This window comes from Parahaliea aestuarii (assembly GCF_008064635.1).
In the GTDB taxonomy this organism is placed as follows: domain Bacteria; phylum Pseudomonadota; class Gammaproteobacteria; order Pseudomonadales; family Halieaceae; genus Parahaliea; species Parahaliea aestuarii.
On the sequence record NZ_VRYZ01000004.1, the window covers coordinates 472223 to 487179 of the forward strand.

General features: G+C 55.8%; 12 protein-coding genes. 7 read left to right on the top strand and 5 right to left on the bottom strand.

Annotated features, from left to right (window positions below; genetic code table 11):
• The first annotated feature begins 104 nt into the window (after positions 1 to 104).
• The 4 genes from FVW59_RS11595 (at position 105) to FVW59_RS11610 (ending at position 3377) form a co-directional block, all read left to right on the top strand.
• A complete protein-coding gene (locus FVW59_RS11595; RefSeq protein WP_222711483.1) occupies positions 105 to 563 on the top strand; it encodes a nuclear transport factor 2 family protein in 459 nt (152 codons plus the stop codon).
• Positions 564 to 620: 57 nt separating this feature from the next.
• A complete protein-coding gene (locus tag FVW59_RS11600; RefSeq protein WP_148064484.1) occupies positions 621 to 1781 on the top strand; it encodes an LLM class flavin-dependent oxidoreductase in 1161 nt (386 codons plus the stop codon).
• A 31-nt stretch (positions 1782 to 1812) separates the two neighbouring features.
• On the top strand, positions 1813 to 2286 hold the full coding sequence (locus FVW59_RS11605) for a nuclear transport factor 2 family protein (protein ID WP_187275861.1): 474 nt from the start codon (positions 1813 to 1815) through the stop codon (positions 2284 to 2286).
• A gap of 98 nt (positions 2287 to 2384) precedes the next feature.
• On the top strand, positions 2385 to 3377 hold the full coding sequence (locus FVW59_RS11610; RefSeq protein ID WP_222711484.1) for a zinc-dependent alcohol dehydrogenase: 993 nt from the start codon (positions 2385 to 2387) through the stop codon (positions 3375 to 3377).
• Here the strand turns inward: FVW59_RS11610 and FVW59_RS11615 are convergent.
• A complete protein-coding gene (locus tag FVW59_RS11615) occupies positions 3340 to 5301 on the bottom strand; it encodes a pyrroloquinoline quinone-dependent dehydrogenase (protein WP_222711485.1) in 1962 nt (653 codons plus the stop codon). The genes FVW59_RS11610 and FVW59_RS11615 overlap by 38 nt on opposite strands.
• Before the next feature lie 155 nt (positions 5302 to 5456).
• Here FVW59_RS11615 and FVW59_RS11620 point away from each other — a divergent pair, with 155 nt between their 5' ends.
• Positions 5457 to 6632 (top strand): MFS transporter, encoded by a 1176-nt coding sequence (locus FVW59_RS11620; protein ID WP_148064487.1) that lies wholly within the window; start codon positions 5457 to 5459, stop codon positions 6630 to 6632.
• Between the two features lie 320 nt (positions 6633 to 6952).
• Here FVW59_RS11620 and FVW59_RS11625 read toward each other — a convergent pair whose 3' ends face one another.
• The 3 genes from FVW59_RS11625 to FVW59_RS11635 are packed head-to-tail and all read right to left on the bottom strand — an operon-like array spanning position 6953 to position 10195.
• Positions 6953 to 8239, bottom strand: coding sequence for a dihydrolipoamide acetyltransferase family protein (locus FVW59_RS11625; RefSeq protein ID WP_148064488.1), 1287 nt, complete (start codon positions 8237 to 8239; stop codon positions 6953 to 6955).
• A gap of 11 nt (positions 8240 to 8250) precedes the next feature.
• Positions 8251 to 9237: an alpha-ketoacid dehydrogenase subunit beta gene (locus FVW59_RS11630; RefSeq protein WP_148064489.1), complete on the bottom strand. Its 987-nt coding sequence runs from the start codon at positions 9235 to 9237 to the stop codon at positions 8251 to 8253.
• Positions 9230 to 10195 (bottom strand): thiamine pyrophosphate-dependent dehydrogenase E1 component subunit alpha, encoded by a 966-nt coding sequence (locus FVW59_RS11635; RefSeq protein WP_148064490.1) that lies wholly within the window; start codon positions 10193 to 10195, stop codon positions 9230 to 9232. Before FVW59_RS11635 ends, FVW59_RS11630 begins: the two co-directional genes overlap by 8 nt.
• Before the next feature lie 235 nt (positions 10196 to 10430).
• Between FVW59_RS11635 and FVW59_RS11640 the strand changes: the two genes are divergently transcribed.
• Positions 10431 to 12764, top strand: coding sequence for a TonB-dependent receptor (locus FVW59_RS11640; RefSeq protein WP_148064491.1), 2334 nt, complete (start codon positions 10431 to 10433; stop codon positions 12762 to 12764).
• 181 nt (positions 12765 to 12945) lie between these two features.
• Positions 12946 to 14097, top strand: coding sequence for a helix-turn-helix transcriptional regulator (locus FVW59_RS11645; RefSeq protein ID WP_148064492.1), 1152 nt, complete (start codon positions 12946 to 12948; stop codon positions 14095 to 14097).
• Here FVW59_RS11645 and FVW59_RS11650 read toward each other — a convergent pair.
• A complete protein-coding gene (locus FVW59_RS11650; protein WP_148064493.1) occupies positions 14094 to 14954 on the bottom strand; it encodes an LLM class F420-dependent oxidoreductase in 861 nt (286 codons plus the stop codon). The two genes, FVW59_RS11645 and FVW59_RS11650, sit on opposite strands and share 4 nt — an antisense overlap.
• Positions 14955 to 14957: the final 3 nt, after the last annotated feature.

Sequence of the window (14957 nt, forward strand, 5' to 3'; positions counted from 1 at the left end):
TCTGAGGCCGGATTATTCATCCGTTTGTATGAACGCCCCCCCTCTCCTCCGCCCTAACATCAGCAGACACGACTAAAGCATAAAAGATAAAGGGTCTGACTACCGTGCTTGAAACTGCAGATTACATCGCTATTCAGAACCTCGTTCATCTCTATCCAAAGCGGCTGGATTCCGGAGACCTTGTTGGTCTGGGACACCTTTTTGCCAATGCAACCGTGTACTTCGAGGGCGGCATGTCACCGGTGATATCTGATCCCGCAGAGATGACGAAGCGCTTCGGAGATTTCCTGCGTCTCTATGATGGCATTCCCAGAACCCGGCACGCTATCGTGAATCTGATCCTGGAGGAGGTTACCCCGGCCAAGGTCGAAGCCAGTAGCACCGTGATTGTATTCCAGCAAACAGATGCCCTCCCGCTACAGCCGATCATCACCGGAGACTACCGGGATATTCTCGAGAAAGTATCTGGTCAATGGCGCTTTGCAGAGCGGCATATCACCAATGACCTTTTTGGCAATCTCGGAGCGCACGGCCGCTACACAATAGGCCAGGGCGATAGCTGAAGCCACCTGCCAGGCCGCCTCTGGATAACAACGTATTCAATCAAGGGAATTCTCAACGTGAGAGAAAGCAAACTCAGACTTGGCATGTTTCTGGCGCCGTTTCACCCACTGGATGAGAGCCCGACACTGGCGATGGAGCGCGACCTGGAACTGGCTGAAGTCGCAGACAGCCTGGGATTTGAGGAATTCTGGTACGGGGAACATCATTCCGGCGGGTACGAAATTTCTCCGTCTCCGGAATTAATGATCGCAGCTGCGGCACAACGTACAAAACGTATTCGTCTCGGCACGGGGGTCGTATCCCTGCCCTACCACAACCCGCTGATGACAGCGAACCGCCTGGCCCAACTCGATCATCTAACCTTCGGACGGCTTATTGTAGGTGCTGGCCCGGGCCTCCTGGCCAGCGACGCCCATATGCAGCGTCAGGATGTCCGCGAAGCCAGGGACAAACTGGACGCCGGCCTTGCGGTAATCAATCGCCTGCTAAATGGGGAATGGGTGACTGAGCAGTACACCGGCTGGTACGACCTCGTAGATGCTCATTGCCAGGTGATGCCACTACAACGAAGCTTAGAGCTTTGTGTTGCCAGTACCTTTTCACCGAACGGTGGAACGCTGGCCGCCAAGTACAACGCGGGGATGTTATGCCTGGCTTCGACCGTTTACGGCGGGTTCGATGCCTTGTCTACCAACTGGAAGATAGCGTGTGAGGCCGCGGCCAGGGAGGGTCGTACTATGAACCCCTCTTCAATCCGCTGTGCGACTGATATCCACATCGCGGAAACGCGCGAAAAGGCCATTGAACAGGTTAGAGAAGGTTACGAGCGATATCGTCTTTACATCAAGAACCAGTCTGATCATCTAAAGGACTCGCCTGCGCACCGGACGATTGAAGACCTGATTGAGTCCAATGAAGTTGTCGTCGGCACCCCGGACGATGCCGTGGCGCAAATCCGCCGCCTGGAGGAAAAGGTTCCGGGCTTTGGCTGTCTTCTTGTCCTCGACAAGAACTGGGCCGAAACTTCCGACAAGACGCGCTCTATGGAAATGCTCGCACGCTACGTGCTTCCTGAGATTAACGGGGACAATGCAAATCGCCTGAAATCCTTTGACTGGGCAGGAAAGCATCGCGAAGGCTTTGTAGAGGTCGTGACTTCCGCTACCGAGCGGGCATTCAAGAAGCACACGGATTCACAGCGGCAAGAGAATCAATGATTCACCCGAGAGGAAAATGAGGGGCAAAAGTATGGCTACCGGTGACGCGAATAGCGATGAGGTTAGAGAAAGGAACAGCGGTAATTTCAGAACGATGCTGAAGTATCTTGGCAACCGCGACTACGACAGCTGCGCGAAGTATCTCGCAGACGATATCTATGCCGACTGGCCTTACCGCCCCATGCCAACCATCCCGGACCAGGTCTCTGGCAGAGAGAACCTGATCGCCTACTTCCGGGGAGAAAGCGATGGTTCACAAACCGAGGGGCTCGACGAATTTACCCCGCTGTCCTACGAAATTGAGAACATTCATCATCTCGTAGATCCGGATGTATTGATCGCAGAGTATTCATCCCACGCCCAGCATATTCCTTCAGGCAAGCCCTACAACAATAAATACGTGGGTATCATGAAGTTCAAGGGCGACAAGATCTTCTACTGGCGAGAGTACGTGAATCCCGCTGTCATCTACGAAATATACGATATGCTTAAAATTCCCGAATAATCATGCCTCAACCCACTTCTGTATAGCGGTTAGAACGCATCACTACTGCGAGGTCTCCTGTGCGCTCAGCAAATTTTATCAAGCCCGGACATATCGAAATGCGGCCCGATGCATCAGCACCTGCGCCAGCTGCAGGTGAAGTTATCGTCGCTGTAGAAAGTTGCGGTATCTGCGGGTCAGATTTGCACCTGTATCGCAACAACGCTCACAAGGACGCGCTTGTACGCGCTACCCCTGAAGGCTATGAGATTCCCGGTCATGAATTTTCCGGCCGGATCTACGCTATTGGTGATGGGGTCAACAACTGGCGTATTGGCGATCGCGTTGTCGGTGTAACTGGTCAAGGCGGAGGAATGGCCGACTATGTCGCGGTGCCGGACAATCCGTTCCAGTTGGTAGCCATGCCAGACGCGGTCAGCTTTCAGGAAGCGGCAACCACTGAGCCGCTCGCAGACGGTCTGCAAATGGTCCGCAAAGCCGGGGCTGCCAATGGGGAAAATGTCCTTGTATTTGGGGTTGGCATTATTGGCCTTGGCGTCATTCAGGCCTACCGCGCAACCGGAGCGGACATTGGTAAGCTCATAGCCGTCGATGTACATGAAGCCCGACTCGCCAAGGCACTTGAAGTGGGTGCAACTGATACCGTAAATGCACGCGATGGCGATATCGTTGAACAAATACAGGCTATTACCGGCGAAGAGGTCACTTGGCGTGGGACCTCGGCCAATATACATGTAGTAATCGACTGCGCCGGCTATATCAAGCACATGCCCGGGCCTCCACCACTGGAGACGGCGCTGAGATTGGTTGCCTGCGAAAACGGCAGAATAGTGTGCTTTGGCGCCTATGAAGACCGCATGCTGATCGACATGATGCCGCTGATCAATAAACAACCGGTCATCATGGGCTCGAACGGCTATGCAGCTGAGGATCTGGTAACCGCGCTCGAGTTGATGCGCAACGGGAAGGTCGATCGCAAGGGTCTGATTTCACACAGCTTCGCGCTAGATGACATCGCTGAAGCCTTTTCCACCCAGGATACTCCGGAAGCGATCAAGGTGATGATTGATGTACGGAAGCAGGTAGCCTGAACGCGACAATGGAATCTCCCAGATCGGTACCCAGATAGGCGTGACCGCCCGCTGAAATGACAACATACTGGCGGCCATCCTCCGCGCCTCGATAGGTCATCGGCGTTGCCTGCCCGCCAGCCGGCAGGCGATGCTTCCAGACCTCATCACCTGTCTCAGTATCAAATGCCCGAATAAAATTGTCGGTCGTCGCACCGATGAAGGTGAGGCCCCCTCCGGTGACCAGTGCACCTCCCTGATTCGGAACGCCCAGTTCCAGCCATAGCGGAAATGGCGCGACATCGCGCGTTGTGCCCAGGGGCCTGTCCCAGACGGTGTCCCCACTGGCGAGGTCGATAGCGCGCAAACCTCCCCATGGCGGCGCCGTACAGGGCGCACCGAGAGGAGACAGAAACAGACGCAGGTCAAAGGCATAGGATGAATCGGGAATCGGGTAAACCGGCCCCTTGCCGCTGGCGATCATTTGATCAGCCCGCCTCCGTGGTATCAGCGTAACAATACTCGCGACTCGCGTGTAATTGGCGAGCAGCAATCCTCGACCGGGGTCGATGGCAACGCTGCCCCAGTTGGACGCTCCGGTATGGGCAGGATAGAGGATCGTTCCCTGTTCACTCGGTGGTGTAAAAAGTCCTTCCGACCGATGACGGCGATACTCATCCAGGCACTTCCCCCGATCCCAGGGTGTAAACCCCCAGATATCATCCTCCGACAAGCTCGCGTTCAGCAGCGGATCAGGCTTGCTGGGCACCGGCTGGGTGTCGGAAAGCACCATTCCTGCAATACTGCTCGACGGGAAGGCTTTCTCCTCGACCGGAAACAGCGGCTCTCCCGTAATACGATTCAGGATGAAGATAAACCCCTGCTTGGTGGCCTGAGCAACCGCAGGAATTGGGCCGTCTTTGCCCGGATAATCAAAAAGGACGGGCTGGGCAGGAACGTCGTAATCCCAGATGTCGTGGTGAACGGTTTGGAAATGCCACCTTACTTCACCCGTTCGCGCATCCAGAGCAACCAGAGAGCTGGCGTGGTAATCAAGCCCATTACGTGCGCCGCTGTAGAAATCCGGTGCAGCATTGCCAGTGGGCACAAATACCAGGTTGTTCTCTGTATCGATTGAAAATACGCTCCAGGCATTGGGCGTACCTCGCTGCCATCGGGATGACCCCGGCTGCTTTTTCCATCCCGGAGGCACCGGATCCCAAGCCCAGCGTAGTTCTCCGGTCGCCACATCAAAGGCCCTGATAACACCCGGCGGAGAGTCAAGCGTCTGGTTGTCTTCAACCAGGGCGCCCACCACTGCGACATTATTGATGATTGCGGGCGGTGACATCACCTTGTAGTGGCCCGGTGTTACCGATCCCAGGCCTTCGCGCAGATCGACCTTGCCGTTTTGGCCGAACTTCTCACAGCGTTCTCCGGTCTTCGCATCCAGTGCAACCAGGTAGGCATCCACGGTCCCCATCAGTATCCGGGACTTGCAAGCCATCCCCTCAGGATCGGTTTGAGACCGGTGATAGCTAACTCCGCGGCAGGTCATCACATAATGTCCAGTCTCTACCGGCTGGTGCCGATAGACCCAACGTTCACGCCCGGTCTCTGCCTCCAGCGCAACGACATGATTACGTGGCGTACAGGCGTAAAGCAGGCCTTCGATCTCAAGGGGGGTAGCTTCAAAGGCCGGCAATTTCATCGATGCCAGTCCCGCACCGTCAACCAGATCACCGGTGTGGTACTCCCAGGCAATTTCCAATTCCGCGACATTTCCAGTAGAAATGTCCGACAATGGCGAGTAGCGTTGCCCGCCTTCATCGCCGCCGTAGTGTGGCCAGCTGCCTTCATCCACACCTGCGCCCAGGGCGTCAAAGGACAGGGACATCGCTGCGATTAACAGCGGCGCCACCGTTACGGCTAAAGTCTGCATCATTCGCTCCATTCTGTGCCCGGCGATGCCGCAAGCCCCGGCAGCCAGATATCGGCCGACAATTCTGAAGCACTTTACTATCTGCCCTTCATTCATGTGGATGAATCAGCTTTCAGTACACCCTGTAGTCTTGTTGGGAATAACAATGAGGATCACCCATGCTGAATCGCTGGCACATTCTTGGTATTGCCACCGTCTCCCAGAACCTGGCCATCGGTTTCACCTTTGGTAGTTACGGCCTGCTGATAGCAGAAATCGCTGAGACCTTCAGTAGTAGTCGTTCGCAGGTGGCGCTGGGTATTGCATTGATCAGTGTTGTCATGGGACTCATGGCCCCGGCATTGGGCTACCTGCTGGATCGCTGGTCCATTCGCAACACCATGATACTCGGCGCACTGGTGACCTCGTGTGGCTTTTGGCTGGCGGCACAGGCCACATCCCTCACCACCCTTCTGATCTGCTTTGGTATCGTCGTTGGCATAGGTATTACCGCGATGGGAGTATTGCCTGCCAGCAAACTGGCGGCAAACTGGTTTCCTGATAGCACCGGCAAGGCACTCGGCATTGTCAGCCTGCCCATCATGGTTGCTCTGGGACCGCCATTCTTTGTAGGCATCATCAACTCCGAAGGCTGGCGAGTGCTGTTCACCGACTTCAGTCTGGTGTATCTGCTGCTTATCCCATTCCTGGCGGTGATTAAAAATCAGCCCAGTCCTGGCCAGGGTGAGGCAGGGTCAATGCCTGGCAGTGCAGTGCCTTCCGCATGGAGTGAGTCAATGCGCGATGCCCGGCTTTGGATACTGGTTGTTGTCGCAGGCATCATTTTCTCCGGCGGCATCATGTTGGTGACGCACATTGTGCAACATGCTATCGATATAGGGATCGATGCTACCAGGGCGTCCTTACTGCTGTCCGTAAATGGCATTGCCGCCATGGCCGGAGCGCTGTTCTTTGGCTGGCTCGCCGATCGCATCGGAGCACACGGTGCTATTCTGGTCAATCTCACACTTCAGGCAATAGCCTGGAGTGCCCTGCTAATGCAGGCCCATTTCCCGGGCCTGGTCATTACCGTAGCGGTGCTTGGTCTTTGTGGCGGTGGTGGTCACCCGGCAATGGCGACTCTGGTAGGTAAGGTGTTTGGTGCGCAACGCTTTGGAACCCTGATGGGCCAGGTCACATTACTGGTAATACCCTTCAACTTCGGGTCAGCTCCACTGGCTGGTCTCTTGTATGACCGCAGCGGAAGTTACAGCCTGGCATTCCTTTGCTATGCAGGTCTGTGTACTTCAGCCATCGTATTGATTCTGGTGACCCGCTCCAAATTCCGAGTGTGACAGGAAAGCACAGCAGCGAAGTAACAGGAGTGATGCTGCTGCAGGTAATCAGTCATTCATGACTTCCCAGGCCCAGTCCCACTCTCCTGCCTTCGGAGCCTCGGTGAGGCCAAGTTGCTGCCGAATTTCAGTGATACTGGCGTCCCAGTAGTCTTCCCAGCGCTCATAGAAAAGCGGACGACGCAAAGCCCGAGCCATACGACGAGAAAGATCAATGCGTACTCCCCCAATGGGGAAACGTCAAACCCGGTGACCATATGTTGAATATCGTGGCTTTGGATGAAGCGCCTTAACCAGTACTGGTGATCATTCGAAAGCAGCTAGTCCAGCAACCAGTCAGGATCGACAAGATACTCAGACAGGGTGTTCAGAAAGCGGATAACATGACCGCCGTCGAGCGCCCGGTGGTCGAACGTCAGGGAAGGCCGGAGGACAGTGCGCACTTCGACCCGATAATTTCCATCATCGCCAATCTCTGCAACAGGCACCTGGCGGGTCGCGGGAAGCCCCAGCAACGCAACTTGCGGAGGATTCAGAATGGCCTCCGCCCGGAGCACCAGACCCAGGGCACCCGGATTGGATAGCGTAAATGTTCCACCTTCCAAATCCGCCTGTGCGAGTTTTCCATCCAGCGCTTTATTTGTAAGGGCTTTTATCTCGGCGTTCAGCTCAACAACGTCTAACTTTTCGGCACCGCGCACCACAGGTACTACCAGACCATCAGGAGTATCAATCGCAACACCCAGATTTACGGCCTGCCACAGAATGCGCTTTTTCTCACCATATGTGGCGTTCAACTCCGGGTGAGCCAACAGCGCTTTGCATACAGCTGCTGCGATACAGCTGAAGACAGAGATGCCTGACTCGCCTTTTTCTACCCTTTCGCGGCTCAGCTCGTTTCGAACAGCAATAACGTGCTCCATGCCGATTTCCATGTCTGCGGTCAGTTGCGGAACCTCGCTGACAACCGCGCTCAGGCGGCGGGCGATAGTCTGCCGCCGGAGGGAATTGGAAATGGCAGTATAGGGAACCGATTCATATCCCGGCGGAACTATTGCTGCAATCTCGCCGCCTTCGACTGCTGGCTTTGAGTCGATATGTGCCAGTATGTCTTCTTTGGTCACACGGCCATTCGGACCACTACCCCGAATGTCCTGCAGGTCAATGCCGTGCTCGGCCGCCAGCTTGCGCACCAACGGGGAGTGCCGGACTCCCGTCTGGACGGGACTCGCATCATCTGCAGCCTCCAAAGTCATATTCTCTGGTGAACCTGACCGCCCAGCTGTGTCGATTGTCTCGACGGATGGGGGTTCGGCCCGCAATTCCACCAGGGCATTTTCCAGCAGTTCCTGGCTGACCGCTTCGTCTGCAAACAGCCCAACAACATCACCAACCTTGAAGTCCTCATCCTCTTCTGCAAGTCGCTTGAGAAGGAAGCCATCAGAGTCGGCCTCGACTTCAGTGAGTGTCTTGTCAGTCTCAACCTCATAGAGGGTGTCACCGGATTTGAAGTACTCGTTCTCCGCGATTCGCCAGGTCACTACCCTCGCGTTCTCCACGGAGCCCATGTGGGGAATTCGAAGTTGCTTTACTTCGTTCATCTGCATATCTCGTTCATTCAGCCAAGGCACAACTGTCGCGCGGCGGCAACAATTTCAGCGGTTGAGGGAATACAAAGGGATTCAAGGTAGCCATGCTGAGGCAAGGGGACATCTTTGCCAGCCACTCTCAGCACCGGGGATTCCAGATCGAAAAAGGCTTGCTCCTGAATATGGGCAGCAATTTCTGCCCCCGGCCCAGCTGTCTTCATCGCTTCGTGAACCACCATCGCGCGATTGGTTCGCCGGACTGACTCCAGTACAAGGGGCCAGTCAATCGGCACCAGGCTACGCAGGTCAATCACTTCAAGATCGATACCCTCCAAGGCCAGTTGTTCTGCCGCCTGCAGCGATGGACTTACCATGGACCCATAGGTCAGTACGGTCGCACTAGTGCCTGCTCTGCGTACGCAGCCTTTCCCAATCGGCACAAAGTAGTCGTCATCTGCGGGAACATCGCCGCGCTGAAAGCTCAACGTGTTGACACTGTGGAAAAGCACCGGATTGGGCTCGCGCAGGGCCGCGCACATCAAGCCCTTGGCATCCGCAGCGGTAGAGGGCACAACCACCTTGAGACCGGGAAAGTGCATGCCGAGCACTTCTGTGCAACTGGAGTGCTCGGGCCCAGCACCGTTCATCGTACCAATAGGAAAGATCACCACCGCCGACATGGGTACGTTCAGCCCATGCATATAGCGCCACTTGGCCAGTTTGTGGAAGATTTCATCCCCGGCAATCAGGGCAAAATCACCAAAGCCCATGTTGATGACGGGCTTCATTCCGGCAATCGCCGCTCCAGCCGCCAGCCCGGCCTCGAATGCCTCGGAAATGTTGCTGTCAATTACTCGGTCTGTGCCGAACTCATCGGCCAGGCCCTTTTCTGCACCGAACCAGCCGCCGGTGGCCACTCCCTGACCAAGGACAAAGATACTGTCGTCCTTGCGCATGGCTGAAACCAGGGCCTGTCCCATCGCCGCGTTATAGGTCACTGAGTTTGTATCAGCCATAGTAAAGATCCTTGAAGATGGTATCGGGCTCTGGATCAGCTTCCGCCAATGCCGCCTCATAGGCAGACTGAACATCGGCAGTCGCCTGCTCGCGAAGATCAGCAGCCTGATCGTCGCCGAGGTGGGTCCCCAGCAAATCGAGCGGATCGCGGTAGGTATCGAGATAGTTACTGGCACGATAGTGCTGGGGGTCACCCGCATAGTGGCCGTGTTTGCGGAAGACCTTTGCCTCAATCAGCGTAGGCCCCTCACCGGCCCTGGCACGGGCGATGGCCTCAGTCGTCACCTGATACACAGCAAGCGCATCCTGGCCGTCGACGATCACGCCGGGGATATGGTATCCCGCGGCATAATCGGCAATGTTCTCTGTCGGGCTAACCTGCTTCAGTGGCGTACCTACCAGCCACTCGTTGTTCTCGCAAAAGTAAATTAGCGGCAACTTCCAGGCGGCGGCATGGACCATGGTTTCGTGAAAGGTACCTCTGGCAGCCGTACCATCGCCAAAGTTCGCCAGCGCCACCTGACCCGTTCCGCGCAACCTGGCGGCCAGTGCCGCCCCCGCTGCCAGCGGATACACGCTCCCCAGGGTGGCCCCCTCCCCCATTACTCCAATGGAGTAGTCCGACCAATGCGGGACACCGCCCCCTTTTCCACCGGTAGCGCCAGAAGGCTTGCCCAGTAAATCCCCCAGTATCGGTGCCGGCGCCATACCCTTGCCAATTGCCCAGGAACAGCCCCGGCCCTGATAGAAGAGATAGTCGTCCTGTTGCATGGCGGCCGTTGCGCCGATCCCGGCGGCCTCCTGACCCTCACCGGGATGCCACCAACCACTGAAGCGGTTATTGCGAACATGCTTTGCCATGCAAATCTCGATGGCGCGGGTAATCGCCATCCGCCGGTACATCAGGGCAACGGCTTCAGCCCCCGGTGTCGACCGGGATACGTCTTTATCGTTCATCTTTATCCATCCCGTGGAGAGTTCGAAGACAGGCTATGCCCGCCCACAGCATGGTGCCTCATTCGATAAAATGAATTCTGCTATCGGCTTAACGGGTCAAAGGTCCGTAACCAAGGCGAACCGGAAATTGGCCCAGAGTTCATCCAATCGAATGATCTGCATTTTCTTGCCCTGATTAAGATGCCCTTGCTAGTCAGACTATTGACCAACATAACGATTAATCAGGAGTCAATTTATGCCGCGTATCCCCTACCCAGCCACCGGCCTTGCTCTCGCCCTTTCTCCCCTTCTCGCCGGGGTGTCAGTCTCGGCTGCCAGTCAGGACAGTCGGGCATCCGCACTTGAAGAGGTGGTGGTGACTGCACGCCGAGTCGAAGAAAGCCTGCAGGACGTACCTGTGGCGGTAACTGCACTGACCAGGAACACACTCGAAGCTCTCCGCATCGACAGCTTCCTGACCGTCGGGCAAACGGTTCCAAACGTCTATATCCAGAAACAAGGGGGCAGTCCGACAGCACCGCAAATGAACATTCGAGGTGTTTCCAATGGTTCTCTCAATATGCAGGTCGATTCGGGCATCGGCCTGTATGTAGATGGCGTCTATATCGGACGATCGGGTGCCGCGGCATTCGACATGGCCGATCTGGAGCGTGTTGAAGTTATGCGCGGCCCTCAGGGCACGCTGTTTGGGCGTAACTCGACCGGCGGGGCCATCAACCTGATCACTTCAAAGCCGACAGGCGATGCTGATTTCGGGCTGGACTTCACCGTCGGGAATTTCAATCACCGTGAGTACCGGGCGCGCATTGATACAGCGGAATGGAACGGCTTCTCTGCGCGGCTGGTTGCAGGTCATGTCGAGTACGATGGTGATGTGGAGAACTTATCTGCAGAGCGCACTTTCCACTTCGATGAACCTTTCGGTAGCTACACCACCAATAGCCGCGGTGGCGATAGCGATACCGACAATGTCTACGTCGCAATTAACTACGCAGGTATAGAGCGCCTTACGGTTGACTATAAGTTCGACTACAGCAACTGGAAAGGCACGATGAACTATCGCCAGATGGGTAGCTTCGGTCCCTGTGTAGACTTCGATGCGACGCCGGGGCAATGTATTATCGGCAATGGTCTGGTAGATCCTGTACAGCCATTCAATCTTAGTTTCGACTATCAGGATGAGTTGGCGGTCCCCCTTGAATCCGGTGCAGAGCAGATCACTCGAGGCCACTCGCTCACCGCAGAGTTCGAGATCAGCGACAGCCTCGCCATCCGCTATATCGGCGGCTATCGCGAATACCAGCTGGACGCAGGTATGAACCAGGTTTGGGGCGCCAGTGAGTACGTCGATACAGCAGGTATTATCGGCGGTGTCCCGGGCGGGCTCTATGCCCCGCTCTTGGCCCTGCGCAAAGAAAATCAGGACCAGTTTTCCAACGAGATACAACTGATTGGCAGTGGCGATAGTCTGGAGTGGATAATCGGGGCTTTCCAGTTTGAAGAGGAAGGTGCGGTAAATACTCCGATTTTTCTCTCACAGACCTTTTCCGATGGTCAGTTTATTCCCATTGATGTTGCGGCATTCCACTATTTTGTTGGCCAGAATATCGAAACAAGCAATGAGTCGATCGCTGCCTACGCGCACCTGACATTGCACCTGGGTGACTTTGACCTCAGCGGTGGCGTCCGCTACACCGAAGACGACCGCGAAGAGTACATTATCGCCGCAGGCCTGTATGGCGCCGTCCTCCCTGGCAACCAGACCTTTGACTATAGCGACGATCATCTCGATTACGATGCATCGCTGACTTATAACTTTGGTGAAAGCTCTAACGTTTACGCCAAGTATGCGACAGGCTACGTCTCCGGCGGGTCGCTGGCCGGTAATGCTTTCGACCAGGATGAAATGGAACTGTACGAACTGGGTATTAAGTCTGATTTCCTTGATCATACCCTGCGCTTCAACGCCGCGGTCTTCCGCCAGGAACGGACCGACGTCCAGATCGAAGGCTTCACCAGCATTGGCTACTTCATGGGTATCGGTGAAGACATCACTGCCGACGGTATCGAACTGGAAGCTACCTGGATTCCTACCACGGGACTTTCACTGAATGCGTCCTGGGGCTATACCGATGTCGACAGTTCTGGCGATTTGCGTACCTTTCAACCCGAAAACACTGCTTACCTGGGCGCACAGTACGATTTCCCCGGCATGGCCAACGGTATAGAGACCTCCTTCAGGGTCGACTGGAGCTGGCGAGATGAAGTCCATCGCCTGGCCTGTATCGCCGGTCAGGATCAGGTGCCAGCTACCGATATCTGTGCGGGAACACCGGACTACGAGCTCGATGATGCGGCCACCATCGGTGCCGTTGACATGGTGAGCGCCAACCTTGTGTTTGCCAACATTCCGCTAGGGGATACAACCCGCCTGAGAGCAACGCTGTGGGGGCGCAATCTGCTGGATGAGAACGAGATCGAGTTCAACTTCACCCTGGGTGGCCCCACCATTACCAATACCTTTATTCGCCCGCGTACCTACGGCGTCGATCTATCCATAGATTTTTGACACCGCACTCGCGGAGGTCCCTCTAAAGGGCGGGCAACCGCCCTCTTTTTCACCCTGTCAGTCAACCGGATGCATAGCTGAACCGCTGGCTTTCACCCTACCTGCAAAAGAGTATACTGATCGGCATACCGGCTCCGGCTGGCGATGAACACTAGCCTCCACCGCACGAGGTGACATAATAATGAGACTGGGAAATTCCCTGAAAAAATACGATGAGTTACTGCAACTCGCGTATGAAGGTTCCAGCGAGCCCGAGCCCTGGAAGGCCTTCGTAGAGAGCTTCCGGGATGTGCTCGAAGCCCGGGATGCTTCAATTGTGATCCAGCAAGTGCCCAACGGGAACGCATTGCCCCGAGAAAACCGCTACCTGCTGGTGACATCAGACACCTCACCCTACCTGACACGTGACTACCTCGATTCCGTTATGGAAGCGAACATAGTCATGGCATTACCTCAGCCCCGGCCAACCGCTGTTCGGGAGATTCTGCCGGAAAAGCAGTTTTTAGATTCCAGGCTGTACCAGGATTTTCTCGAACCGGTAAACATCAAACACCTCATGGGTATGGACATCTATCGTTCAGATTCCCTCTGTATCAAGCTGGCTGTTGAGCGAAGCGGCAACCAGGAAGCGTTTTCCGAGGACGACAAGACCATCTTCAGCATGGTTGCCCCACACTTGCAACGCGCCCTGCGCTTCCGTTCGGAAGTCGATGGCGGCCTGCAATTGCAGACCTTTTACGAGCATATCCTGGATAAGATGGAGGTGGGCGTCATCCTGCTGGACGAGCACGGCAAGGTACTTTCCAGCAATCGCTCTGCTCGCGATGTGTTAAAGCAGGGTGACTGCCTGAAGGTCACCAATGGCCGGCTGGTGACCGTGGAACCCGCCGACTGCGGACGTTTGCGCGATGCATTCAATCTCGCGGTGTCTGCCAGCAAGTCCCAATGCCGTTCACAACCGGGGGTCTGCATCGGCTTGCGTAACAGCCAGGGCAGCTGCGTGACAGAAGCCGTGGTGAAGCCCTACCTGGGTGACGAGTTTGCAACCCGGGGTAACAACCCGGCTGTCGCTGTGTTCATTCATGTCAACCAGCAGAGGGTGTCCCCGGTCAACAGCGAAGTATTGACCGATGTTTACGGATTTACGCGTAAGGAGGCAGCAGTTGCCTCCCTGATCGGAGCCGGTCTCAGCCTCAACCAGGTAGCTGATGATCTTACCGTCAGCGTCAATACGGTCAAAACACACCTGCGCGGCATCTATGAAAAGACCGGGTTTCACCGCCAGTCCCAGATTGTCGCCCTCCTGAGTAACAGCTCGGTCAAGCTGCTTTAGCCAAGCGAATCTATTATCGTGCCTATCTCGTCGATCATGGGAAACAGGTGATCTGCCTGCCCCCATTTGTCGATCTCCACACCAACGACAACCCGATCAATTCCCAGATCCTGGTAGCGCAGCAAATCGTCACGTGAAGGCCGCACCATGCACTGCAGCGTGATCGGCGCATCGTCAAGGGTGCGTCCATACTCACCGAGAAGCTGACGGTAACCGGCAATACTTTCTGCAATATCGGGTAAGGCAATATCCACCGGCAGCCAGCCATCCGCCCATTGGGCGCTGTGGCGTACCCCCATCGCACCCATGGCACCAAAAAGTATCGGTGGCCCGCTCTTCTGGGCCGGCTTCGGGTAGCTCCAGACGGCGTCAAAGTGAATATGCTCGCCCTCAAATTCGGGCTCATCACTGGTCCACAATGTACGCAAGGCAGCAACGGTTTCCCGCATCACCCCGTAGCGCTTATCCCAGGGACAGCGATTGACGTTCTCGAATTCTTCCCGGTTCCAACCGACACCCGTGCCAATGAGTACCCTCCCCTCAGAGAGGGTATCCAATGTCGCAATAGACTTCGCCAAGGAAAATACATCCCGCTCCATCAGGAGTGCGATGCCGGTGGCCAAACGCAGTCTGGACGTCACCGCAGCTGCAGACATCAGTGACACATAGGGGTCACGCATATGTTTGTAGGGCTCGGGCATCTCGCCACCCGCGGGATACGGCGACCGCCGGTTCACCGGAATGTGGCTGTGTTCACCCATCCAGAGCGACTCAAAGCCGCGCTCCTCCAGTGCCGAAGCCAATTCAGCTGGCAGCGGGTCAAACTGGGTGTTCATCGAGCTGAAACCAATTTTCATAAA

Coding starts and splice junctions, on each gene's coding strand:
- FVW59_RS11605 (WP_187275861.1), top strand. CDS start 1,813: ATGGCTACCGGTGACGCGAATAGCGATGAGGTTAGAGAAAGGAACAGC.
- FVW59_RS11610 (WP_222711484.1), top strand. CDS start 2,385: ATGCGGCCCGATGCATCAGCACCTGCGCCAGCTGCAGGTGAAGTTATC.
- FVW59_RS11615 (WP_222711485.1), bottom strand. CDS start 5,301: ATGATGCAGACTTTAGCCGTAACGGTGGCGCCGCTGTTAATCGCAGCG.
- FVW59_RS11620 (WP_148064487.1), top strand. CDS start 5,457: ATGCTGAATCGCTGGCACATTCTTGGTATTGCCACCGTCTCCCAGAAC.
- FVW59_RS11625 (WP_148064488.1), bottom strand. CDS start 8,239: ATGCAGATGAACGAAGTAAAGCAACTTCGAATTCCCCACATGGGCTCC.
- FVW59_RS11630 (WP_148064489.1), bottom strand. CDS start 9,237: ATGGCTGATACAAACTCAGTGACCTATAACGCGGCGATGGGACAGGCC.
- FVW59_RS11635 (WP_148064490.1), bottom strand. CDS start 10,195: ATGAACGATAAAGACGTATCCCGGTCGACACCGGGGGCTGAAGCCGTT.
- FVW59_RS11640 (WP_148064491.1), top strand. CDS start 10,431: ATGCCGCGTATCCCCTACCCAGCCACCGGCCTTGCTCTCGCCCTTTCT.
- FVW59_RS11645 (WP_148064492.1), top strand. CDS start 12,946: ATGAGACTGGGAAATTCCCTGAAAAAATACGATGAGTTACTGCAACTC.
- FVW59_RS11650 (WP_148064493.1), bottom strand. CDS start 14,954: ATGAAAATTGGTTTCAGCTCGATGAACACCCAGTTTGACCCGCTGCCA.